Genomic DNA, 22,953 nt, shown 5'->3' with positions numbered 1-22,953 from the left:
TCGCTTTAGCATTTACTATGATGTGGCTACCAATGTGGGCTGATTGATATATGTACTACAAAGATCAACAGCCCCTAAGCTAGTATTTTATTAATCGTTTAATTAAATAGCAGGCAATGTTCTGTCGTTAAATAAAAATTGGCTGCCTTGCCTGTTTAACAGCTTAAAACTATTTATATTGCGACTTTCTTATATGGTGTTTTTGTAAGCCTTTATTACCTTATCAATTTTAAGCTAAGAATGGTGCAAGGGATCATGTTGGCTATGCAATTTAATGGCAACATTTCTTAGAGCGGCTACTTCATTCTAATTTATAAAGGAATCATTTAATTATGTGGATAATTTTTGCATTACTCGCCACGGTTTTTTTTGGCGCACGAGGAATAATGTATCAATGGACATCCCAGAAAAAAATTGATCGAAACTTATTATTATTCGGTGTGTTTTTTGTCGGATTTATAATCAGTGTTTTGGGTGTAACCTTGTTAAATCAAAAGTGGTATGGCTGGGCTGATATTGCTGTTGGCTTAGCATTGGGCTTTGGCTCTTTTGCCGCGAATGCTTTTTTGCATAAAGGTTTTTCGGTTGGAAAGGCTTCGCTTATTAGTATTTTGTCGGGTTTAACTCCTTTATTTGTGTTGGTTTTTGCCTTTTTATTATGGCAAGAAACCTTAACAACGCTGCAGCTAATTGGCTTTTTTATTATTTTTGGTGGGCTTTATATTATTCGCTACTCTAATGATATTTCGTTTACTAATTTACAAGGGGCGCAATGGGGGTTACTGGCTGCATTATTCTTTTCATTTAATGACTTACTAGGTAAGCAGTCTACTTTGCTGGAGGCCGATACGTTCGCTACGCTCACCTCTATGTTTGGTTTTGGTAGTTTGCTTTTTGCTATTAGTTGGTTAGTAAGTAACAAAAAACAGGCCAGTGACGCAAATGACTCTCGGCCTAATTGGTCGCCAGTAAAAACGTTTTCTTGTGGGTTACTTATTGGATTGACGAATGTGGCTGGCATGGTTGCAATAATATCGGCTTTTGCAATTGGCAATACAGGGCTGGTTTCTGCTATTTCTGGTATGAATATTTTAATAATTCTTTTGTACTCACGCATTATTTTAAAAGAGTCGTTTACTCGCCAAGAGCTGTTAGGGCTAACGACCGCTTTTATAGGGGTAATTGTACTAAGGCTGAGCTATTAACGCTTAAAACCACACACAGTAAGGACGTTTCGGTAAATAATTAAATAGGAATAGTAAAAATGAAGAAGAAGTTAGCACTAATAGGGTGTGGTTATTTAAGCCAAACTATTGCTCAGGCTGTAAAAAGTGGCTCTCTTGCTGGTTACGAGCTAGTTGCGGTATTAGGCAGAAACCCAATTAGAACCAAACAATTTGCTGATTACTTTAACTGTACACCATGCACAGATATTGATGCGTTTATGGCTTTAAAGCCTGAGTTTGTAGCCGAAGCTGCATCGGCGGTATCTGTAACCGATTATTGTGAAAAAATATTAGCCGCTGGCTCGCACTTAATTGTGTTATCTACGGCGGCATTTGCAGATGTAGCTTTGTACCAAAGAGCCATAGCTGTAGCATTAAAAAATAATACTAAAATATACATTGCCGGTGGTGCAACAGGTGGCTTTAACCTGCTTCAAACCGCTTCATTTATGAGTTCAACACCGATTGATGTAACAATAACATCTAAAAAATCACCTGGTTTTATTGCTCGAACCCCTTTTAACAAAGAGGGCTTAATGAACATAACTGAGCCAGAAAGAGTTTTTAGCGGAACAGCTAAGGAAATTATTGATATTTTTCCTTATGTTTTTAATGTTATTTATGCAACTTCGCTAGCAAGTGCGGGGCCAAAAGCAACTAAATTTAATATTGATGCTGTGCCTAACTTTGCTGGAGATGACTACAGAATTGAAGTTAAAGGTGAACAAGTAGCTTTAGATTTAACAATTAAATCGGGCGATTATGCTATTGCAGCATGGAGTGTGGTGTCTATTTTAAATAATGCGGCTTCTCCGGTCGTTTTTATGTAAAACACTAAGCTGAGCGGCTATAGCAGCCTGCTATTCTCACCTTATAATATTTATTATTCATAAATAAAAAGCCGATACTGCAATCAGTATCGGCTTTTACCTATTTGTAATTCAGGTATTAAAAAACTAATTAGTTATTGCTGAGTTTTAATTAGCTTTGCGGTGTAATTAAGTATTTTTCGCCTGTGGCTTGTTTAGAGTAAGCCGCTATTGATGCTAATTGTAGCGCCTCAGACAACGACACTTCATGGGTGTAATTGCTGGCAAATGTGGTAGTAATTTCATCGGCTATACGTTTACGCATTGCCACTACCGTATTCGTGCCTAATTTACCAAGCGCATTAAATAATAAAAACCCATTTACGCCCCAAGCAAAGCCAAAATTACGATTTAGCGTAATAGGGCCGCGATCAAGTGCGCCATAAATATAAACTTGCTTGAAATTATCTGAGCCATACACGCTATACTCTTCTACGTCGCGAGTTATAGCAGCTTCCATACAGTTAAGAATGTCGCTGGTTAGTTGGCCACCGCCAATTGGATCAAACGCAATTGTGGCACCAGTGGCAATAATTGCTGCGGTTAAATCCTCAAGAAACGACTCACTACTAGAATTAACCACATACTTTGCGCCCATGTTACGTAACAGTGTTTCTTGCTCTGTTTTGCGTACAATATTAACTAAATCAATACCGTCGGCAATACAAATACGGTTTAACATTTGCCCAAGGCTAGATGCCGCCGCCGCATGAATAATAGCTTTATGGCCTTCGGCGCGCATGGTTTCTACCATAGCTAGTGCTGTAAGCGGGTTAACAAAAGACGATGCGCCTTGCTTAGCGGTAGTGCCTTCTTTTAACTCTAAGCAACTTTGTACATTAACGCAGTGATATTGACGGTACGTTCCGCCGCCAATTACAGCAACCATTTTACCCATTAATGCTTGTGCCGCTGGCGATGAGCCCGCAGCAACTACAGTACCGGCACCTTCATTACCTACAGGCGTTGCTTTATTAACACGTGTTTTGAGCGCTGGCATAAACTTAGCTGGCACATTAGCTGTAATAGCTGGGCTTTGCCCAGTACCCGATTGCGTTGCTGTAGACATGTCAGCGGCGCTGAACATAACCGCTAAATCAGATGGGTTTAATGGCGCAGCTTCAATGCGAATAACCACTTCATCGGCACTTGGTTGTGGCATGTCGATGTTTTGTAAGGCAAGCGTTAGTGTGTTGTCTTCGCTGATTGTTGAAGTAAGTTGGATATTTTTGTCTGTCATCGGGATTTGCTCCTGCACATTATTAAATTAGTTAAACCAATAAGGTTAATGAATTGGCTGTTTTATAGCTAAGCATTAGCTGCTTGAATTTGCGCTGTGACCTTTTGCATAAACTCGGGCATGTTTGCGAGCCGATCTACCTCTACTTTTTGCGCAATAGCAGATTGGCGCATGGTGTCGTTCCACTGTTTCATTCCCGGTACATCACCCAGTACATCCCAATTAAGTTGGCTGGCACCAAAAGCGTTAACTATGGTATTTACGTGATAAACGTAAATATCTGCCATAGTAAACTGCTCACCCGCAATCCAAGGTGAAAACTTACATAAGCGACTCAAGGCGGTAACACCACGGGTTAACACTTGGCGTACCTCATTTTTAAGCGATTCTGGCGCGTTTGTACCACTAAACGCATACGGTATAAGGCGTCTGCTTGGCAGTTCAAAGTACAGCTCTGCTATTTTCATAATTTGGCGCACTGCTGCACGCTCGGTGCTATTTTTTGGATAAAGCGGAATATCTGGGTATGACTCTTCAATATAGTCGCAAATAACACTCGACTCTGAAATATTAACGCCCTGAGATGTTGTTATAACTGGCACTTTACCCGCAGGACTCATTGCCAGTAACTCGTCACTACCGCCGTAAATAAGGTGCTCTTTAAATGGCAGTTCTTTATATAAAAGTACATGTTTTACTAGGTTGTAATAGTTGCTAGCAGCAAAACCGTGCAAAGTAATCATAATAAATTTTCCATCATTAACGTGAAGGGACTTTTTAATTACCTAAAATGCAATTAATGCCTCAGTGCTTAATACACTGCGACTGGGCTATTTAAGCTAAACACATTATTACTGGTTTTAATTTGCTTATATATAGGGGTAAATGCTAATCACTTTTGCTTTTAAGACAAAAATAGAAAACTATTTGGCAAGGAAGTAGTGGCGGTACTAGCGCTCCCTATTTACATTTTTTAATAGGGAACCCCAGCTAAAGAAGTTATTTTTGTTGGTAATAATTTACGTTAAATTAAGTAAAACAGGCGAACTCAGCAAAGTTATGCCAACAGGCTAAACTTGGTTATTACAAGCTCGGCGCTGAATTACTGCGGCTCTAATATGGTCGTAACTCAAGTTAAATAAAAAAGCATAAATAGTAATAAAAATAGTCACGCCTAAGTCCATTAAAAAAGCATTCCATAAGCTCACCGATAATAAATAAGCCATAATTGGAATAGTTAACACCAGTAAACCCGCTTCAAATAAGGTAACGTGAAATAGCCGCATTGAAAAAGTACGCTTAGTTTTATCTCCTTTAACATAAAGATCAAAAACCCAATTAAAAGCATAATTCCAAACCATGGCGACACTCGCAATAACTATCATAGTTCCTGATAATGCAGCGATATCGTGCTCAGTAAAAGCAGCTAAACCGGCAATCGATAAAGTTACTGCTATTACTTCAAATGACACAGAGTGAAACACACGCTCTACAGCTCTCATTGTTATATTTCTCCAATAAAGGTCTTACTTTAAAATTAAGTGATTAACACTAGGCAATTAACACAAAGTAATTAATACAAAGGTGATAAAAAAGGATAACGAAATTATTAAGCGGCGATTATGACAGTCAATCAAAACAGATAAAGTTAACAGCTATCACGAATAGTGATAATCTGAGCCAAATACCTGTAACTCTCAGACACACCATGTATAGCTTCGAGCAATTGAAAGTATTTATCACTGTATGCGACACCGGATCTTTTTCAGCTGCTGCTCGTAAATTAAAGCGTGCTCAATCGGGGGTAAGTCAAGCAATTGCAAACCTTGAAATAGCCATTAATCAAGAGCTGTTCAATCGTGATAAAAACACTCCGGTATTAACTGATAACGGCAAAACCTTGCTGCCAATTGCAAAGTCTATTTTGCATCAACAAAAGTATTTTGATCAAACAATAGAATCGCTAGCAAAAGAGCATGAGCATGAAATGGTTATTGCTGTTGATGAGAGTGTAATGAGCCCAGACTTTTTAAATATTCTCATGCCGCTTGCCGATAAATACCCAATAACTCACTTTGATATCATCACCACCTCAACCTTTGATGTAGAACAACTCGTTCGTTCGGGTAGGGCGCAAGCCGGTATTGTTTATGCCGACGGTGAGTTAAAGGTGGATATGGATTTTTTCTTGTTAGGGCAAGCACGCTTTTTAACCGTAGCATCATCGACCCACGAATTAGCCAAACTAGCTAAAGTGCAAGGCTCTGATTTAAAACGTTATAGACAATGTGTACATCGCAGTGCTGAACATAAGGAGTTATGGTTTAGTTACGGTATTAGCTCTATGTTGTGGTATGCCAACACTCACCAAACACTGGTTGAGTTAGTTCATGCGGGCATGGGGTGGGCAAACGTACCTGAGCTATCAGTAAAAGAGCAGATAAACCAAGGCCATATTGTCGCATTGCCTGTTACCCATGAGTACAATGGGTGGTTAACGCCTGTAGGATGCTTAATTTCTCGAAGCCATCAATCGGGGCCTGTACTAACGAGTTTAATTGACACTCTTCAACAGTATCATTTTAGTAAAAACAGCTGGAAAATCAGATAAGCTACCCATTGTTTTGATAGAATAATTGTCACTTTTAAACAAATTAATCTATCATAAACACATAAATTTTAGAGCCTGCTTTATGATAATTTGAGGGCGTTTTTCTGCTTAAATTTTGCATTTAAAAAGCCAGGGATTAATGCTTTCCTTACTCCTGCGTTTAGTAAAATATTAATTTTATTTCAGCTTTTTATGAGCAACGTCCTTTTCAAAGCCTTGTTATTCCCAAGGGCAATTTTAAAGTTGAGTTAAAAACAACAAATGGAGCAGCTCGTTGGATCAACTACGTGCAATTAGGTATTTTAGTAAAGTAGTCGAAACTGGCAGCTTTACCAAAGCAGCCAGTACTTTTAACGTGCCGCCGTCGTCGTTATCAAGGCGCGTTGCAGATTTAGAAAAAAGCTTAGGCGCTACGCTGTTAAAGCGCTCAACCCGACTCGTTAAATTAACAGAAGTAGGGCAAATTTATTATAACGATATACAGCAAATTTTGAGTCAACTAGAACAAAGTAATGAAACCGTACGCAGTTATCAAACAACGCCAATGGGGCGTTTACGTATTAGCTCTATGGTGGGGTTTGGTGAGCAAATATTATTACCTTTGCTAGATGAATTTAGCGCCTTATACCCTGAAATAGTGCTGGATGTTAGTTTAACTGATCAGCTATCGACACTCGGACGCGACGATGTTGATATTGCTATTCGCGGTGGTTACGCACCCAATGAGCGAGTACTAGCAATAAGGTTAATGGACAATGGTTTTATTCCGGTGGCATCACCTTGTTATTTAAAAAAACACGGAACACCTAACAATGCGATGGAACTAAAGCAGCATAATGGCCTTTATTTTAAAGCGCCAACGGGGCCAACGCCTTGGTTATGTAATATGGACGGCCAATGGCATGATGTATCTGGCCCTGCTGTGGCTATTTCTAATAGCGGATCGTGGCTAGCAAAAAAAGCGTGCAACGGTGAAGGTATTTTAATGTCGACTCGGTGGGCGTTAGCCCCTTATATTGACTCAGGTAAGTTGCAACAACTTCACTTTGAACATGAGTTAGCTATAACTCAAAATGCTAATATGGCTGTGTATTTGCTGTATCAAAAACAGCGCTACTTAGTACCTAAAGTAAAAGCGGCAGTAGACTTTTTAGTGCAAAAAATAAAGACAGAAAATGAACAATAAACACAAAGTAACAGATTCCCTAGGCTGATTAATTTACAACTGCGTGGTTTGTTAAACAAAACTAACCGCAGGTTACTTTCGTTTTTTGCTTATGCAAACTGTAAACCCCCATTACAGTTTGCACAAAAGCCACAAATTAACACTGCATTTTACGCTATAGGCACTGTGCTAATAAAAGGATTAAGCTTAACTTTTAACGTGTTTAAAAAACACTTTAAAGCGAGTGTTTTCGTTTGAGGTTACCACTATTTCGCCCCCATTTGCTGTAACTAGCGCTTTTACTATCGCAAGCCCTAAACCCGCGCCATTGCCTTGTCGCTGCCTTGATTTATCGGCTCGATAAAATCGGTCAAATAAATAGGGTAAATGCTCTGCTGCTATTTTTTCGCCTGGGTTGGTAACCGCAATACACACTTGATCATTTCCAGTGCGCTCACTACTAATAGTTATCGATTCGCCTGCTGGGGTATACCTAATCGCATTTGATAATAAATTAGATAACAACTGCCTAAAGTGTAATTGTTCACAATAAAACTCAACATTACTACCTTGTTTAATAAAGGTAATATTGGCATCTTCTGCTACCGCATCAAAGTATTCTAGTAACGCGTCTATTTCTTCATCACTTTGTAATACTTGTTGTTGTGCTTTTATCAGTCCATTTTGAGTTTTTGCTAACCACAACATATCACTAACCATTTTTGTTAGTCGCTCTAGTTCTTCAAGGTTTGAAAACAACAGTTCTTGGTATTGCACAAGGTCGCGCTGTTTTGTTAAGCCAACTTGTGTTTGAGTAATAATATTAGTAAGCGGGGTACGCAGTTCGTGGGCTATATCGGTAGAAAAATTTGATAAACGCATAAACTCATCTTGTAATCTATCCAGCATGGCATTAAATGAATGCACCATATTCACCAGCTCAATTGGCACTTTACTTTCATCTAACCTAACATCCATTTTATGGGTTTGAATGTCATATATTTTTTTGCTTAAGCCACGCAGTGGATTTAACCCCTGATGTACCGCAAACCAAGCAACGAGTAAAATGAGCACAGCTGAGCCAAACATAATCACCCATAGGCTTTGTTTAAATTGGCGCAAAAAATGTTTATGAAAACTCATATCAATGGCGGCGGTAATTTTATAATGCTGTTGCTGCACGTTAAAGTCGCTAACTAATGCGCGATAGGTATGATCATTGGCTTGCCAATGCACTATGTTATCGCGATTAAAACCAAGCGCCGATGGCGCACTCATAATCTGCTTAGTAAAATCGCGACCTGAACTTTGGTAAATTAAGGCTCCTTGCTGGCTATTTACTTGATAATAAACACCATGATGTCCTGCCACAGCTTTAGATAATGCCTGTCCTAAAGGTTCACTTGAGCTATGCTGCTGGGCTAAAACAGCTGCAACTGACTGGCTAATAACCTTTAACTCGCCACTGTCTTGCTCAATAAAGTGATGCTCAATGGAGGAGTTAATTAATGACGCTACTAAGGTTAAACAGGCTATTACAGTAACAGCAATAAACAATACCACCCGCATGGTCAACGACATTGGTCGAGCGTTAATTTTGGGCATTTTCGACCTCTAATTTATAGCCCATACCGCGCACTGTATGAATAAGTTTAATACTATACTCATCGTCAACCTTGCCCCGCAGGCGTCTAATCGCAACATCTATTACATTGGTATCACTTTCAAAGTTCATATCCCATACTTGCGACGCAATAAGTGAGCGAGATAGCACTTCGCCTTCTCGGCGCAGTAGTAGCTCTAATAAGCTAAACTCTTTATTACTGAGCAAAATACGCTTGCCTGCTCGCTGTATTTTACGCTTTGGTATATCCATTTCTAAGTCTGCAATTGTGAGTATGTCGGCCACCTTTTGCACGCCACCACGGCGAATAAGCGTACGTACGCGGGCAAGTACTTCTGAAAAAGCAAACGGTTTTATTAAGTAATCATCTGCGCCAAGTTCAAGCCCTTTTACTCTGTCATCAACACTATCGCGAGCCGATAAAAATAATACTGGCGTGTCGTTTTTGGCTTCTCGTACCGACTCTAAAATTCGCCAGCCAGATACATCGGGCAACATTATATCTAATATAATCACATCAAATAATTCGGTCATTGCTAAATGGTGACCGTCAAGGCCATTGCGCGCCAAACAAACCTGAAAGCCGGCTTCGGTTAAGCCCTGCTTTAAGTAATCACCGGTTTTAATCTCGTCTTCAACGATTAGTAAGCGCATATAATTCCTTTGTTACTTTTATTATAATTTTAGTTATCACTTAAAACAGCACTATGCCATATTAGTTTAAACAACAACATGACGCGAACATTACAACTTTGTAATGTTCGCGTCATGTCGATGTCAGGTTTAAACATTATACTCAATGCATATTTTTCTCTTAAGGTGTAATAAAATGGGTTTTAAAGAGTCATTACAGCACATTTCAAAGCCACGTAGGCGCTTTGTTCAAGGATTAGTTGCTGGCGGTGTGCTGGCAGCTTTTCCAACTGTTTTACATGCAGCATCATCTTTAGCGGCATCAACATTAACAGGTACAGTGCCTGAGTTGAGCGGTAAAGTTATTGACCTGGTTATTGATGAGTCCCCGGTAAACTTTACCGGTGTAGTGCGTATGGCAACCACCATTAATGGCTCTATTCCCGCGCCAACATTACGCCTTAAAGAAGGTGACGATGTGACCATTCGCGTTACCAACAATTTAGCGGTACCTAGCTCTATTCACTGGCACGGAATTATTTTACCGTATCAAATGGATGGTGTACCGGGCATTAGCTTTAAAGGCATTATGCCTGGCGAAACGTTTGTTTATAAATTTAAGTTACAACAAAGCGGTACTTATTGGTATCACTCACACAGTGGCTTTCAAGAAATGACCGGTATGTATGGGGCGTTAATTATTGAGCCTCGTGAGCAAGATGTTATCAGCGCAGATAATGAACATATTATTCAACTCTCTGATTGGACTGATGATGATCCTATGGAGTTATTCCGTAAATTAAAAATTCAGGGGGATGTGTTTAACTTTAATCAGCCCACTGTACCTGAGTTTTTTGATGACATAGCAACAAGCGGCGTTGCTAATGCACTTCAACGACGTGAAATGTGGAACCAGATGCGAATGAGTCCAACCGATTTAGCTGATTTATCGGCTTCGGCAATGACCTATTTAATGAATGGTACTGCGCCAATGGCTAATTGGCGTGGGCTGTTTAAAGCGGGCGAAAAAGTACGTTTAAGATTTATTAATGGCTCAAGTAACACCTTTTTTGATGTACGTATCCCAGAGTTAAAATTAACTGTGGTACAAGCAGATGGACAAAATGTTGAACCCGTTACCGTAGATGAGTTTCGCTTTGGTCCAGGTGAAACCTACGATGTGGTTGTTGAACCTAAGAATGACGCATACACAATTTTTGCACAAAGCATGGACCGCTCAGGTTATGCCAAAGGGACTTTGTCTGTCGCTGCTAATATTGATGCGCCAGTGCCTGCACTTGACCCCGTTGAGTGGTTAGCAATGCGAGATATGATGGGCAATATGGATCACTCTGCTATGCCTGGAATGGATCACAGCGCTATGGGCCACGCTAGCATGGACAAAACCAGTATGGATCAGGGGGCAATGGATCATAGCACAATGGATCACGGTGCAATGGCAATGGACCATAGTAAGCATAATATGGGTAAAAATCCACTGGCTGTTCCAAGTCAGAAAGTTCGCCACGCTAAAACAGAATATGGCGCCTCAGTTGATATGCGCGTTGATACGCCACGCACAAACTTAGACGATCCTGGTATTGGGCTGCGCAATAACGGCCGTCGTGTTTTAACACTTGCAGATTTACGCTCTCTTGATGGCATAGTTGACCACCAAGCGCCTGAAGCCGAAATTGAGCTGCATTTAACCGGCAACATGGAACGCTACAGCTGGTCTTTTGATGGCTTAGAGTTTGGTAAAAGTACCCCTGTGCATATGAAGCATAATCAGCGGGTACGAGTTATTTTACAAAACGATACCATGATGACACACCCTATGCATTTACATGGTATGTGGAGCGACTTGGAGAACGATCAAGGTGATGTGTTAGTTCGCCGCCATACCATTATGGTACAGCCCGCCCAAAGAATTAGCTTTTTAACTACGCCACATGATGTTGGTCGTTGGGCTTGGCATTGTCATTTACTGTTTCATATGGATGCAGGTATGTTTAGAGAGGTGGTTGTATCATGAGAAATTTAACCTTATCAACTGTACTTACTAGTGCACTATTAATTAGCGCACCGTTATTGAGCCTGCATGTGTTTGCTCAAACTGAAATGGGCGACATGGCGGGCGATATGGCGGGCGATAAAATGCAGCCGCAAGGCGGCGATGCCCCTAAAAATGCTCGCGATCCACACGCTTATGCTAATGGCACAACCTTAACGCAAGGGCCATATGCTTTAGCTGATGGCGAGCGCTTAACCCTTGCGGATGAGCATAAGTTTTACGCTATTTTAGGTGATCGCCTTGAGTATAACGAACAAGCCGATGCTGCTGTTTTCGATTTACAAGCTTGGTACGGCACCACCTTTAATCGATTAGTGATAAAAACCGAGGGCGATGTTAGTGATGGCAAGCTTGAAGAAAATCAGACTGATATTTTATGGGGCCATGCAATTTCGGCTTACTGGGATACGCAAGTTGGTATTCGCTACGATTATTATAAAGAGGGCAAAAACCGTCAATGGTTAGCGTTTGGTATTCAAGGCTTAGCACCTTATTGGTTTGAGCTTGATATGACAGCGTATGTAGGTGAGAGCGGAAACACAGCATTTACAGCAGAAGCTGAATATGAGCTGCTTTTAACACAAAGGCTCATTATACAGCCTCGTGCTGAAATAACATTTTATGGTAAAGACGATGAACAAAATGAGCTAGGCAGTGGGCTATCTAGTACTGCTATTGGCGTTAGGGTTCGTTATGAATTTACTCGCCAATTTGCACCTTATGTAGGTGTAGAGTGGACTAATAAATTTGGTAGCACAGCAGATTACGCCAAGCTAAACGAGCAAAGCAGCAACGACACTGAGTTTGTTGCCGGTATAAGATTTTGGTTTTAATATTTAAAAATAAGAGGTAATTATGAAATTTATAACTATTGCGGCAATTTTAGGCTTAGCTGTAAGCTTTTCGGCATCAGCTCATATTTCGCTAAAGCAATCAACACCACAAAATAGTGCGATGCTAATGCAAAGTCCAGAGCAACTTACGTTAACGTTTAGCGGCGAAGTACAACTTGCCAAAGTACTCTTAAGTGATGCTGCAAACAAGCAAGTAGATTTTAACTTTAAACCCAGTGCAAAAGCTAATAGTAACTTTAGCTGGCCTTTACCCAAGCTTGAAAAAGGTAATTACACAGTTAAATGGATAGCGCTTGGTGGCGATGGCCATAAAATGTCAGGCAATTTTGACTTTATATTACACAGCAGCGACACACATTCTAAAATGAAAGACATGTCTGCTCCGCATAAACAACATAATCATTAGGTAGTCATATAATGCAATTAAGTGATTGGTCAGTGCTGTTACTATTATTAAAAATAGTAAGCTATTTAGCTATTGCAGCCCTTGCGGGCTGCTTGCTAATGCGCTTACTTAATAATGAGAGTACAACGCCAGATACACAATTAAGCTGTTTTAATCGGTATTTAAAGCGCTGGCAAATCACCCTTGTTATGGTGGGCTTTATTGGTGCAATATTACAAATACCAATTGAAGCGGGGGCCATGGCTGAATCTGGTTTTGCTGGCATGATAGACCCCTTCATGGTGGATATAATTTGGCAGTCAGTAATTGGTGAGCAGGTAAGTATTAGAGTGCCTGCATTTATAATTGCCTTGTTTGCGGTGTGCACTTGGCGCACCCATTCAAACTCAGCTAACGTGGCTAATTTTGTTATTACACTATTAGCACTTATTATCCTTACCTATAGCTTTACCTTAACCGGCCACAGCGCCGAAAAAGACCTATTAATTAAAAGTATATTAACACTGCATTTAATTGCCATTGCTAGTTGGATTGGCTCACTATGGCCTCTTTATAAAAGTTGCCAACTGCTATCGTTAAATACGATAAAGCATTTAATGGAACGCTTTGGACAGCTAGCAATTATCATAGTAACGGTACTGCTTATATCGGGTATAACCTTATTATGGCAATACTTAAATTCATTTTCTGTATTATTTACTTCAAATTATGGCCAGCTAATAATGTTAAAACTGTTGTTAGTGAGTGCTATGTTACTACTGGGTGCTTGGCATAAACTACGTTTAGTTCCGCAAATTACACAGCAACATCATGTTGTTACTTTAAAGCGTTCTATTTCTGTTGAAATGGTTATTGCCGTGTGTGTATTGCTAACCACCAGTGTATTTACCACGCTCGTTGGACCGCCCGTATAATTTATCTTATAAAGAGAAAAACATGTTAATAAAACACCCTAAATTTGGATTGATCTCAGCGCTGTTACTTACTGCAACAAGCTCTTTTACTGTAAACGCGCATGGTGATGAAGAGCACGCAAAAAAATCAGCTTTATTTGTTAATGTAAGCAGTGCTGCAGCAAAAGTTGTTAGCTCGTTTCATACTGCGCTTAAGCAAGGCGATAAAGTAACTGCTCGACAATTACTAGCCGATGATGTGATTATTTTTGAAGGTGGCGGCGTTGAGCGCTCAGCCGATGAATACGCTAACCACCACATGTTAGCTGACATGAAATACCTAAGTGCAATTAACAGCGACCTATTAGAGCACCAAGTGTTTATTAATGGTGATATGGCTTACTCGGTATCAAGAAGTAAAAGTCATGGCAACTATAAAGGTAAAGAAATAAGCGCCACAGGTATGGAGTCAATCACCTTAAAAAACACCGATTCAGGCTGGAAAATAACTCATATTCATTGGTCAAATTAAGGCGTTAATTATGCGTATAATTAAAATCACCTCAAGCGTGCTTTTAGCACTAGCACTGCCTCTTATGGGGGCGTGCTCTGAGCAATCACCGCAAGTACATAAAGCAACTAGCTCAGCCGATAGCATCAAAAAGCAGGAGTTAAAGCTTACTGTTTATAAAGATAAAAACTGTGGCTGTTGCAAAGGCTGGATTGAGCATATAAATCAAAGCGACATTAATACAAAAGCCATTGATGCAGACGATATGGGGTTAATAAAATCGCAATATCAAATAAAGCCTAACCAGCGCTCATGCCATACAGCTGTGTCGGCCAACGGTTTTGTGTTTGAAGGCCACGTACCGGCTAAGTTTATTAAACAATTTTTATCGGAAAAACACCCAGCGCATATTATCGGTTTAACCGTACCCGCAATGCCACTAGGCACACCAGGTATGGAAATGGGTGATGCATTTCATAAATACAACATTGAATTTATTACCACAAACACCACCACAGGTGTGTACAAGCACATTAGTCAATACGACGAGCAGTTTTAACTGTTGTGGCATAGTTTGTGAAACAAACATTACAAATAGGCGTTTTAAGTAGCATACCCCCCTAATTAAAACGCCTAGGTGTGTAAAAGTATCTCTCTCGTGTAAAAAATACATAATTAATCTTTAAGGAGAATGTAATGCCCCAGTATTTAAAATTTGTTTTAATGATTGCGACATCCACTCTAATCATGTTTGTATTAATGTATTTAAACAGTTACCAACTTAGTCATGTGTTTTTTAGTGAAACGCGTACCTATATGGCTATCTATATGGGCGCTGCAATGGCGGTAGTTATGCTGTTGTTTATGCTAAATATGTATAAGGATAAAAAGAAAAACAGCGTTGTTTTAGGGATCAGTATTATTACCTTTGTAGGCGCACTATTTTTAGTACGTTCGCAAATAACGGTCGACGATCAGTCTTGGATGTCAGCCATGATCCCGCATCATTCAATTGCGATTCTTACCAGCGACAGAGCAAACATTAACGACAAGCGCGTGCAAGAACTAGCAAAAAATATAATAGATGCGCAACGCCGTGAAATAAAAGAAATGCAGTGGTTGTTAAAAGACATTGAGCAAAATGGCATTGCCAACACAACAGCACAAGCACAATCTAGAGCAGTACCCGACTTTAATTCTCAGTAAATAAATCACCGATAAAAAGGAGCTTATAATGAGTAAATCAGCGCAACTATACAGAATGGCAACCGATGAACATATTTGCCCGTTTGGTTTAAAGTCAAAAGATTTACTAGAACGAGAAGGTTATGATGTTGACGATAAATTACTTACCTCTCGTGAGCAAACTGATAAATTTAAACAGCAACATAATGTAGAAACGACCCCCCAAACTTTCATTGACGATAAACGCATTGGAGGCTACGACGAGTTACGCGAATACTTTAATAAACCACAAGCCGCTCAGCAAGGTACTACTTACACTCCGGTAATTGCTATTTTTGCTGTTACTTTTTTGCTCAGCTTAGCGTTTAGTTTTGCTACCAATAATAGTCTTTTATCACTAAAAACCGCAGAGCTGTTTATAGCCTTAACCATGTCGGTGCTTGCAATACAAAAGCTACAGGATTTATTTAGCTTTACTAACTCATTTATAACTTACGATTTAGTTGCTATGAAAGTGGTTAGGTATGCCTATATTTATCCGTTTTTAGAAGCCTTTGTTGGTATAGGTATGATTGCGGGACTACCTGCTTATAGCGTAGCGCCAATTTCTTTATTTATAGGTAGTGTAGGTGCTGTGTCTGTAATTAAGGCTGTTTATATTGATAAACGCGAGCTTAAATGCGCCTGTGTTGGAGGAGACAGTAATGTGCCTCTAGGCTTTATTTCACTCACCGAAAACTTATTTATGATCGCCGCTGGTGTATGGATGTTTGTAAGATAACGTAAATATAATTTACGCGATTAAATTTAATACTGGTAGCTAGTTAAAGCACTGTCAGCTTTAACTAGCCCAATAATAATTTTATTTTTAAATTTATGGGCCATTTTTAAACCCACAGATTCAACCTTGAAGTGCATAACCGCTGAGTAGCTATAGCTAATCATATGCTCAACCATTAATTTGGCTGGCGTTTTATACTGTAGCTTTTTCTTGGTTTATCATTTAGCTTTACTATGGCATCTTCAATTTCTGATACTGTTACTTTTTTTAAATCAGTTGATTTAGACTAATACCGTGGCAGTAACCCACCCATGTTTTCATTCAGCCTTAGCAGTTATGTAAATACAGCACCATGCAAAGGTGCTAATAATGTAGTTGTAGCGGCAGCGACTGAATTAACTGCTTTATGATTCAGCTGTATTGATACAGTAAACTAGTTTGTCGCTCTACTATTGTTAGTAATGCGCCACTGTGTCCTCGATACACCAGTAAACTGGACTGCCTTATAACTGCATTTATCATTTGGGGTGTCAGTTGCGACTCTTCTGCTGTTACGAATTATTTGGCGAGTAAAAAATGACAAACAATAAAAACAAAAATCCGAGATACCTTAAAACCTAGTGCGGTAAAACTGTAAACCCCCATTACAACTTGCACAAAAAAGCCACAAATTTAAATTGTGGCTTTTGTTTTTTAATAATGAATCAAAAATTATTTTAGTAAGTTTTTCTCAAAAAATTCGGCCATCATAGTGTGGTAATGCAAAGCCGTTCCTTTGCCTTCTTTTAAGCTGTGTGAGCGATTAGGATAAGCAAAAAACTCAAATTGTTTATTGTGCTTAACAAGCTCGTCAATTAAACGCTCAGACCCCTGATAGTGCACGTTATCGTCGCCAGTACCGTGGATCAGTAATAATTTACCGCTGAGGTTTTTAGCAAAACTAATTGGCGAGGTATTATCATAGCTTTGTGGGTCGGTGTTTGGGTTACCCGAATAACGCTCTTGATAAATAGTGTCATATAAACGTATATCGGGCACAGGTGCTGAAGCAATACCTACTTTAAATTTGTCGCCGTGACGAAATAATAAATTAAGTGTAGAGCTGCCGCCGCCAGAGTGTCCCCATACGCCAACCCGCTCTGTGTCTATTACATCCCAGCGTTTAGCCATCGCGTCGAGCGCGTCAACTTGGTCTTGCACTGTAATTGAGCCTATTTTTTTATAAATAGATTTGCGCCAATCTCGGCCTTTTGGTGCGCGTGTACCGCGGTTATCAACTGATGCAACAATAAAGCCTTTTTGAGTTAATAACGATTTGTATAAATAGCTATTACCTTCAAAGCGATCTTGTACGGTTGATCCCCAAGGTTCGCCATAAACATAAAATACGATTGGGTACTTTTTATTTAGATCCATATCCGCAGGAAACATAATATAACCATCAAGCTCGGTGCCATCACGCGCGGCTACTTTAAAAAACTCATGGTTTGGTAAACTTTGCTCTGCTAATTTTTGTTTCAGCTCGCTGTTTTCGACCAAGGTTTTTACATTACTGTGATCGCTCACCTTAATAATTTGCTTAACGGCCGGCTGATTAAATTTAGAATAGGTATGCATGGCCCAAGAAGCATCCTTTGACACGTAGTAACTGTTGGAGCCGTTAAACTGCTCAGGTGTTACTCGTACTGGTTTACTGCTGCCATCTATTGCTGTGCGATACAAATAGCGCTGAGCTGCATCATCTGGTGATGCACTAAAATACAATACGTTTTTGTCTTCGTTGATTGCAAGCATATCAACAATGTCGTAATCGCCAGGGGTTAGGTCGATAATTTTTTTGCCATCGCGAGATATGCGATATAAATGACGCCAGCCGTCGCGTTCGCTGTGCCAAATAAAAAACTCACCACTTTTTGACCAATTAGCACTATAAAACCATTCAATAAACGCATCGTCTTTTTCTGCCAGTATTTTAGTTAGCTGCTGCTTTTGCCAATTAAATAACCATAAATTATTATGGTTTTGTGGGCGGTTTAAGTCTTGGATAAGTAACGACTCACCATCGCCTGCCCAGCTAATGCGTGGTATGTAACGATCGCGGTTATCGCCCTCAAGTTTAGCCCACCGGGTTTGCTTGTCACTCAGGCTCACTACGCCTACGCGTACAGCTGAGTTAGTTTCGCCCGCTTTAGGGTATGGAAATTCAGTAAGGCTAGGGTAGAGCGCTTTGGTGTTGTTGATCATGGTAAAGTATTTAACGCCGCTAGTATCGAGCTGCCAATACGCGATTGATTTATTATCTGGGCTCCAACTAAAGCCATCACGAATAGAAAACTCTTCTTCGTATACCCAATCGAAATTACCATTAACTGTGGTAGCGCTGCCATCGGTTGTTAATGCGCTAACGGTATTGCTGCCAACTGCTTGCATATAAATATTATTATCGCGCACATACGCTACTTTTGAGCTGTCGGGGGAGAACTTAGCAAACATAAGCTTTTTGGGCTCAGGGTTTTCGCCGCCCAACTGCGAGAGTTTATTCGTATTTAAGTTAAGTAACCAAAAATCCCCTCGGCTGCGCGAACGCCATACTTGCTCACTGTTGGTAAATACCATGAGCCACTGGCCATCTTTAGAAAATTGATAACTCTCAATTGCAAACGCTTCATCTGCGCCCTCTGGCAGTAACTTTTCAAAAGCAACCAGTACTTTTCGCCCTGTGCCATCGGCGTTGTAAAATACAATGTCGTTGCCTTTTACACCGTGCTCTTTTTCGTCGTCAGCTTTAACGCCTACTTTTTTATCGGCTTCACGTTGCTCAAGTACTGTGTAGCCAGTGCCATCGTCTAACCATTTAAAGTAAGTACTACGCTGTGCTTTAAAGTATTTATCTTTATAAATTTGCTCAAGAGTAAGCGGGTTACTAATAGGTGTAACTGTATTACCTGTTGTTGATGGTGATGTATTTGATGTCATAGAACACCCTTGTATGGTTATACCCGCCAGAATGGCAACTAACAGTGCTGAGGTTTTAATTATTTTCATCGTGTTTCCTAGGGGGGGTTATTAAATAAATACTGACCCCGCTACTTTAGCAAATAAGCAAAATAGGATCTGAGCGTTTATCGCGTTATTAAGGGATTAAGCTTAAAAACGGAATTAATACGCCATGTTAATTAAAAGTAGGCATTAGCTGTGTAATGAAGGTTACCGTTTTTAAATACCTAACCCTTTTGCTACGCAGTTAATCTAATTCTAAATTTGCACGTTCAACACTCTCTGCTGGCAGCTCTTTTTGTACCGATACGCCCAGCTCTTTAAACTCGCTTGCCTGTTTAATTAGGTTACCTTTACCTCGGTAAAGCTGCGAAAACGCTTTGTCGTAGCTTTCTTTAGCACGATCGAGCTGTTTGCCAACCCCTTCCATACTGGTTAAAAAGCCATTGAGCTTGTTATAAAAACGCTCGGCTCGAGCTGCCAATTCTTTTGAGTATTTAGTTTGTTCTTCAAAGCGCCATAGCTGTTTAACTATATTTAAACTAGTGAGTAAGGTAGTGGGGGTTGCCACTAGAATATTTTTTTCGATTGCTTGCTGGTAAATATCACTTTGGTATTTAAGCGCTTCAACAAAGGCTGACTCTATTGGTACAAACATCACCACTACTTCAGGCGAGTTAAGCCCAGGTAGACGGTCGTACGATTTACTCGCAAGCTCGTTTATACGCGCTTTAACAGCCTCAACGTGCTCTTTAATAGCTTGCTGTGCTTCTAGCTCGTTATCGGCGTTAACATAGCGTGTGTAGGCGTTTAACGAAGTTTTAGCGTCAATAACTAAATGGCGACCTTGGGGTAAATACACAACTACATCGGGGCGTAAGCGGCCGTCTTCGGTGTTAAACGACACCTCGCGTTTATAGTCTACGCCTGCGCGTAAGCCTGCGCTGTCGAGCACGTTTTCTAGCATTAACTCGCCCCAATTGCCTTGGGTTTTCTTTTGCCCTTGTAGAGCGTTACTGAGCCTGTCGGCTTGCTCGGTTATGGCTTGGCTTTTTGCTTGTAAATGTAATAACTCGGTTTTAAGCGCGGCGCGTTGTTTTAAGTCTTCAACATGGATTGACTCCATTTTGTCGCGAAAGCCTTTTAGCTCGCCTTGCACTGGTTTTAATAGTTGCTCAATGCTTTCTTGATTGAGCACTTTAAACTTTTGAGACTTTTCTTCTAAAATTTGATTCGCTAAGTTTTCGAACTCTTTTTTAAGCATCTCTTTGCTTTGCTCTATTTGTGCAAGTTGTTCGCTAAAGTGTTGTTGTTTTTGCTCAAGCGTAGTGCGTATATTATTTAGCTCTACATCGCGTTGGCTATATTGTTTGCGCAGTGCACTTAGCTCGGCTTCGGCTTTTTGCCAAAACTGATTATATTGCTGGCTTTGTTTTTCTTGTTCGGTAAAGCGGGTTTTAAAGTGCTGCGCTTGGTCGCGTTGCTCTTGATGGGTATGCTCTAAAAGTTCGTGATCATCCGCTAATTGGGTGTATTGCAGGGTTTTGTTATCAAACTGACTTTGCAATAACGACAACTGCTGTTGCTGCTCACTAAGTTGTTGTTTTAATTTTTTACTAAGCGATGCAGATACTAGGCTACAAAGTACGCCACCTGCGGTAACGCCTACGCCTACACTTAGCCAATCAATGCTAGTTAATAACTGAGAAAACATAAAATAAACTTATTAAATTTAGAGACATGCCATCATAACGAATAACTATCGATAGCAGTAGGGGCGGGATATAAATTAAAGGCATAAAAAAAGCCAACCTATAAAAGGTTGGCCTAACATTACTAAAACTAGTAACCAAATAGGGAAATCAACATGAAACTTGCGTTAACAACAATTCATCACAAGCATAATAGTAGACGGCAAATTGAATATTTAGTTCAACAATAATTTAAATTTATTTATATGTTGTTTAAGAAGGCTACTAAGTAAATTTTTTGCAAAAAAAAGCCAACTCAAACGAGCTGGCTCAATCATTACTAAACTTAGTAACTAAATAGGGGAATCAACATGAAACTTGAATTAACTGCAATGTAATCACAAGCATAATAGTAGACGGCAAGTTGAGTATTTAGTTCAATAATAATTTAAATTTATTTATATGTTGTTTAAGAGGGCTACTAAGTAATTTTTTGCAAAAAAAAAGCCAACTCAAACGAGTTGGCTTAATCATTACTAAATTTAGTAACTAAATAGGGGGATCAACATGAAACTTGGTTGAACTGCAATTCAACCGCTAGCAAAATAGTAGACGCTGCATATTTAATTAAGTTCAAAAAAAGTATAAAAAAATTAAACTTAAGTTTTGTGTAAAGCAGCCGTGTAAAAAAGGCATAAAAAAAGCCAGCCCTAAAGTGGGCTGGCTAAATCATTACTTATTTAAGTAACTAAATGGGAAATCAACATAATGCTTGGTTAAACTGCAATTTAACCGCTAGCATAATAGTAGACGCTGCATATTTAATTAAGTTCAAAAAAGATCAGAATATTTACAGACATTTTTAATCTTTAATTAAAGAGAGCATTTGTTGCTCGTCAAACTGGGTAAAACTCATTGATTTTTCGGTAAATAATGCATCTACAAGAGCTTGTTTATCTTGTTGCATTTTAAATACTTTTTCTTCAATTGAATTTGCCATAATAAGTTTATACACAAACACAGGATTAGTTTGGCCAATACGATAAGCACGATCTGTCGCTTGTTTTTCTACTGCTGGGTTCCACCAAGGATCGTAATGAATTACTGTGTCGGCTTGCGTTAAATTAAGCCCCGTTCCACCGGCTTTTAAACTAATTAAAAACACCGATGTTGCACCACTGGTAAACTCATCAATCACTTTATCGCGCTGGCGCGTTTGTCCGGTTAGTAAACTAAAGTTTATATTTATTTCTTTTAGGCGTTCAGCAATAAGATCGAGCGCAGAAGTAAACTGACTAAATATAATTACTTTTCTACCTAGGCTTAGCATTAGCGGTAAGCGATTACTTAGCCATTCTAGTTTTGCACTGCCAGCCTGAGTTGTTGGCTCTATTAATTTAGGGTGACAACAAATTTGCCTTAATTTTAACAGCGCTTCTAAAAAGGCGAGTTTACTTTTTTTCATACCTTGTTCAGAAAACAGATCAGTTAGTTTTTCTTCTAATGCCTGAGTAATACTGTTGTACATTTCTTTTTGTTTTGGCTCAAATTCAAACTCTTTAATTAACTCTGTTTTTAGCGGTAACTCTTGTGCAACTTGCGCTTTAGTACGGCGTAATATAAACGGCATAATTAAGTCTTTAAGTTGCTGTGCTCGCTCTGCATTGCTCTCACGCTCAATTGGCGTTTGGAAGTGAGTTTTAAAATGCGTTTGCGAGCCAAGTAATGACGGCATAGCAAAATCAAGTAATGATTTAAGCTCGAATAAGTTGTTCTCTATTGGCGTACCACTTAAGCAAAGCTTAAAGTCGGCATTAAGGCGCTTCACTAAACGCGATACCTGCGCGGTATCGTTTTTAATATATTGCGCTTCGTCGAGTATAATATTTTCAAAATAAAGTGGTGAATAATACGCAATATCGCGTTTAAGTAGCGGATAAGTAGTTAATATACATTGTGCTTGCGCTACATTTTGTAATAACTCATTACGCTGGGCACCAAAAATAGTGGTTACTTTTAAGTTTTTAGCAAACTTGGTTATTTCTTTTTCCCAATTGCTTACTAGGCTTGTAGGGCACACAATGAGTGTAGGGCCTGCTTGCGCATTATTATAACTACTTATAGTTACTCCGTTCCATTAATTAATGTATTTACCTATCTCATTAATACATGGAATATGCTTCTGTTGATCAC

At 39.6% G+C, this 22,953-nt stretch carries 19 protein-coding genes and 1 pseudogene; 12 read left to right on the top strand and 8 right to left on the bottom strand.

The window, feature by feature from the left end:
• Window positions 1-332: 332 nt before the first annotated feature.
• Both AAEZ22_RS16630 and AAEZ22_RS16625 read left to right on the top strand, forming a co-directional pair.
• On the top strand, window positions 333-1,205 hold the full coding sequence (locus AAEZ22_RS16630) for a DMT family transporter (protein ID WP_197182626.1): 873 nt from the start codon (window positions 333-335) through the stop codon (window positions 1,203-1,205).
• 59 nt (window positions 1,206-1,264) lie between these two features.
• Complete coding sequence (locus tag AAEZ22_RS16625) at window positions 1,265-2,056, top strand: aspartate dehydrogenase domain-containing protein (RefSeq protein WP_179807983.1); 792 nt, start codon at window positions 1,265-1,267, stop codon at window positions 2,054-2,056.
• Between the two features lie 151 nt (window positions 2,057-2,207).
• On the opposite strand, the gene AAEZ22_RS16620 is transcribed toward AAEZ22_RS16625, so the two are convergent.
• The 3 genes from AAEZ22_RS16620 to AAEZ22_RS16610 form a co-directional block, all read right to left on the bottom strand.
• On the bottom strand, window positions 2,208-3,335 hold the full coding sequence (locus AAEZ22_RS16620) for a zinc-binding dehydrogenase (protein WP_197182627.1): 1,128 nt from the start codon (window positions 3,333-3,335) through the stop codon (window positions 2,208-2,210).
• A gap of 68 nt (window positions 3,336-3,403) precedes the next feature.
• Window positions 3,404-4,078, bottom strand: coding sequence for a glutathione S-transferase family protein (locus AAEZ22_RS16615; protein WP_086996222.1), 675 nt, complete (start codon window positions 4,076-4,078; stop codon window positions 3,404-3,406).
• A 327-nt stretch (window positions 4,079-4,405) separates the two neighbouring features.
• Window positions 4,406-4,837 (bottom strand): PACE efflux transporter, encoded by a 432-nt coding sequence (locus AAEZ22_RS16610; RefSeq protein ID WP_182678680.1) that lies wholly within the window; start codon window positions 4,835-4,837, stop codon window positions 4,406-4,408.
• Window positions 4,838-5,043: 206 nt separating this feature from the next.
• Between AAEZ22_RS16610 and AAEZ22_RS16605 the strand changes: the two genes are divergently transcribed.
• Together AAEZ22_RS16605 and AAEZ22_RS16600 are read left to right on the top strand one after the other, a co-directional pair.
• A complete protein-coding gene (locus AAEZ22_RS16605) occupies window positions 5,044-5,946 on the top strand; it encodes a LysR family transcriptional regulator (protein ID WP_011329658.1) in 903 nt (300 codons plus the stop codon).
• Window positions 5,947-6,220: 274 nt separating this feature from the next.
• Window positions 6,221-7,132, top strand: a complete 912-nt coding sequence (locus AAEZ22_RS16600; protein WP_011329657.1) for a LysR family transcriptional regulator — start codon at window positions 6,221-6,223, stop codon at window positions 7,130-7,132.
• Window positions 7,133-7,318: 186 nt separating this feature from the next.
• Here the strand turns inward: AAEZ22_RS16600 and AAEZ22_RS16595 are convergent, their stop codons facing one another.
• Window positions 7,319-8,716 (bottom strand): heavy metal sensor histidine kinase, encoded by a 1,398-nt coding sequence (locus tag AAEZ22_RS16595; RefSeq protein ID WP_231618001.1) that lies wholly within the window; start codon window positions 8,714-8,716, stop codon window positions 7,319-7,321.
• Window positions 8,703-9,389, bottom strand: a complete 687-nt coding sequence (locus tag AAEZ22_RS16590; RefSeq protein WP_086998455.1) for a heavy metal response regulator transcription factor — start codon at window positions 9,387-9,389, stop codon at window positions 8,703-8,705. Before AAEZ22_RS16590 ends, AAEZ22_RS16595 begins: the two co-directional genes overlap by 14 nt.
• Window positions 9,390-9,564: 175 nt before the next feature.
• On the opposite strand from AAEZ22_RS16590, the gene AAEZ22_RS16585 reads away from it, so the two are divergent.
• From AAEZ22_RS16585 to AAEZ22_RS16550, 8 genes are all read left to right on the top strand, one after another.
• On the top strand, window positions 9,565-11,403 hold the full coding sequence (locus AAEZ22_RS16585) for a copper resistance system multicopper oxidase (protein WP_197182628.1): 1,839 nt from the start codon (window positions 9,565-9,567) through the stop codon (window positions 11,401-11,403).
• Window positions 11,400-12,275, top strand: coding sequence for a copper resistance protein B (locus AAEZ22_RS16580; RefSeq protein ID WP_197182629.1), 876 nt, complete (start codon window positions 11,400-11,402; stop codon window positions 12,273-12,275). The genes AAEZ22_RS16585 and AAEZ22_RS16580 overlap by 4 nt, the downstream gene beginning before the upstream one ends.
• 22 nt (window positions 12,276-12,297) lie before the next feature.
• A complete protein-coding gene (locus AAEZ22_RS16575) occupies window positions 12,298-12,702 on the top strand; it encodes a copper resistance CopC family protein (protein WP_197182630.1) in 405 nt (134 codons plus the stop codon).
• An 11-nt stretch (window positions 12,703-12,713) separates the two neighbouring features.
• The gene (locus tag AAEZ22_RS16570) at window positions 12,714-13,616 is read left to right on the top strand and encodes a CopD family protein (protein WP_197182631.1); all 903 of its coding nucleotides are present in this window, start codon (window positions 12,714-12,716) and stop codon (window positions 13,614-13,616) included.
• 22 nt (window positions 13,617-13,638) lie between these two features.
• Entirely contained in the window at window positions 13,639-14,127 is a 489-nt protein-coding gene (locus tag AAEZ22_RS16565; RefSeq protein WP_011329650.1) for a YybH family protein, read from the top strand.
• A 10-nt stretch (window positions 14,128-14,137) separates the two neighbouring features.
• Window positions 14,138-14,665, top strand: coding sequence for a DUF411 domain-containing protein (locus tag AAEZ22_RS16560; protein ID WP_197182632.1), 528 nt, complete (start codon window positions 14,138-14,140; stop codon window positions 14,663-14,665).
• A 137-nt stretch (window positions 14,666-14,802) separates the two neighbouring features.
• Window positions 14,803-15,312: a DUF305 domain-containing protein gene (locus AAEZ22_RS16555; protein WP_197182633.1), complete on the top strand. Its 510-nt coding sequence runs from the start codon at window positions 14,803-14,805 to the stop codon at window positions 15,310-15,312.
• 28 nt (window positions 15,313-15,340) lie between these two features.
• On the top strand, window positions 15,341-16,072 hold the full coding sequence (locus AAEZ22_RS16550) for a MauE/DoxX family redox-associated membrane protein (RefSeq protein WP_197182634.1): 732 nt from the start codon (window positions 15,341-15,343) through the stop codon (window positions 16,070-16,072).
• Window positions 16,073-16,783: 711 nt separating this feature from the next.
• On the opposite strand, the gene AAEZ22_RS16545 is transcribed toward AAEZ22_RS16550, so the two are convergent.
• The 3 genes and pseudogenes from AAEZ22_RS16545 to AAEZ22_RS16535 form a co-directional block, all read right to left on the bottom strand.
• Window positions 16,784-19,117, bottom strand: a complete 2,334-nt coding sequence (locus AAEZ22_RS16545; RefSeq protein ID WP_197182635.1) for a S9 family peptidase — start codon at window positions 19,115-19,117, stop codon at window positions 16,784-16,786.
• Window positions 19,118-19,316: 199 nt separating this feature from the next.
• Entirely contained in the window at window positions 19,317-20,783 is a 1,467-nt protein-coding gene (locus tag AAEZ22_RS16540) for a DNA recombination protein RmuC (RefSeq protein ID WP_192532220.1), read from the bottom strand.
• A gap of 839 nt (window positions 20,784-21,622) precedes the next feature.
• Window positions 21,623-22,879: pseudogene (locus AAEZ22_RS16535) on the bottom strand (DEAD/DEAH box helicase); the annotation flags it as partial.
• Window positions 22,880-22,953: the final 74 nt, after the last annotated feature.

Source organism: Pseudoalteromonas sp. 20-MNA-CIBAN-0454 (genome assembly GCF_040308685.1).
In the GTDB taxonomy this organism is placed as follows: Bacteria; Pseudomonadota; Gammaproteobacteria; order Enterobacterales; family Alteromonadaceae; genus Pseudoalteromonas; species Pseudoalteromonas nigrifaciens.
This window is presented reverse-complemented; position numbering and strand designations above follow the sequence as displayed.

Bases quoted from the DNA above. Each gene is read 5' to 3' on its own strand.
- AAEZ22_RS16630 (WP_197182626.1), top strand. From the start codon at position 333: ATGTGGATAATTTTTGCATTACTCGCCACGGTTTTTTTTGGCGCACGA.
- AAEZ22_RS16625 (WP_179807983.1), top strand. From the start codon at position 1,265: ATGAAGAAGAAGTTAGCACTAATAGGGTGTGGTTATTTAAGCCAAACT.
- AAEZ22_RS16620 (WP_197182627.1), bottom strand. From the start codon at position 3,335: ATGACAGACAAAAATATCCAACTTACTTCAACAATCAGCGAAGACAAC.
- AAEZ22_RS16615 (WP_086996222.1), bottom strand. From the start codon at position 4,078: ATGATTACTTTGCACGGTTTTGCTGCTAGCAACTATTACAACCTAGTA.
- AAEZ22_RS16610 (WP_182678680.1), bottom strand. From the start codon at position 4,837: ATGAGAGCTGTAGAGCGTGTGTTTCACTCTGTGTCATTTGAAGTAATA.
- AAEZ22_RS16605 (WP_011329658.1), top strand. From the start codon at position 5,044: ATGTATAGCTTCGAGCAATTGAAAGTATTTATCACTGTATGCGACACC.
- AAEZ22_RS16595 (WP_231618001.1), bottom strand. From the start codon at position 8,716: ATGCCCAAAATTAACGCTCGACCAATGTCGTTGACCATGCGGGTGGTA.
- AAEZ22_RS16590 (WP_086998455.1), bottom strand. From the start codon at position 9,389: ATGCGCTTACTAATCGTTGAAGACGAGATTAAAACCGGTGATTACTTA.
- AAEZ22_RS16585 (WP_197182628.1), top strand. From the start codon at position 9,565: ATGGGTTTTAAAGAGTCATTACAGCACATTTCAAAGCCACGTAGGCGC.
- AAEZ22_RS16580 (WP_197182629.1), top strand. From the start codon at position 11,400: ATGAGAAATTTAACCTTATCAACTGTACTTACTAGTGCACTATTAATT.
- AAEZ22_RS16575 (WP_197182630.1), top strand. From the start codon at position 12,298: ATGAAATTTATAACTATTGCGGCAATTTTAGGCTTAGCTGTAAGCTTT.
- AAEZ22_RS16570 (WP_197182631.1), top strand. From the start codon at position 12,714: ATGCAATTAAGTGATTGGTCAGTGCTGTTACTATTATTAAAAATAGTA.
- AAEZ22_RS16565 (WP_011329650.1), top strand. From the start codon at position 13,639: ATGTTAATAAAACACCCTAAATTTGGATTGATCTCAGCGCTGTTACTT.
- AAEZ22_RS16560 (WP_197182632.1), top strand. From the start codon at position 14,138: ATGCGTATAATTAAAATCACCTCAAGCGTGCTTTTAGCACTAGCACTG.
- AAEZ22_RS16555 (WP_197182633.1), top strand. From the start codon at position 14,803: ATGCCCCAGTATTTAAAATTTGTTTTAATGATTGCGACATCCACTCTA.
- AAEZ22_RS16550 (WP_197182634.1), top strand. From the start codon at position 15,341: ATGAGTAAATCAGCGCAACTATACAGAATGGCAACCGATGAACATATT.
- AAEZ22_RS16545 (WP_197182635.1), bottom strand. From the start codon at position 19,117: ATGAAAATAATTAAAACCTCAGCACTGTTAGTTGCCATTCTGGCGGGT.
- AAEZ22_RS16540 (WP_192532220.1), bottom strand. From the start codon at position 20,783: ATGTTTTCTCAGTTATTAACTAGCATTGATTGGCTAAGTGTAGGCGTA.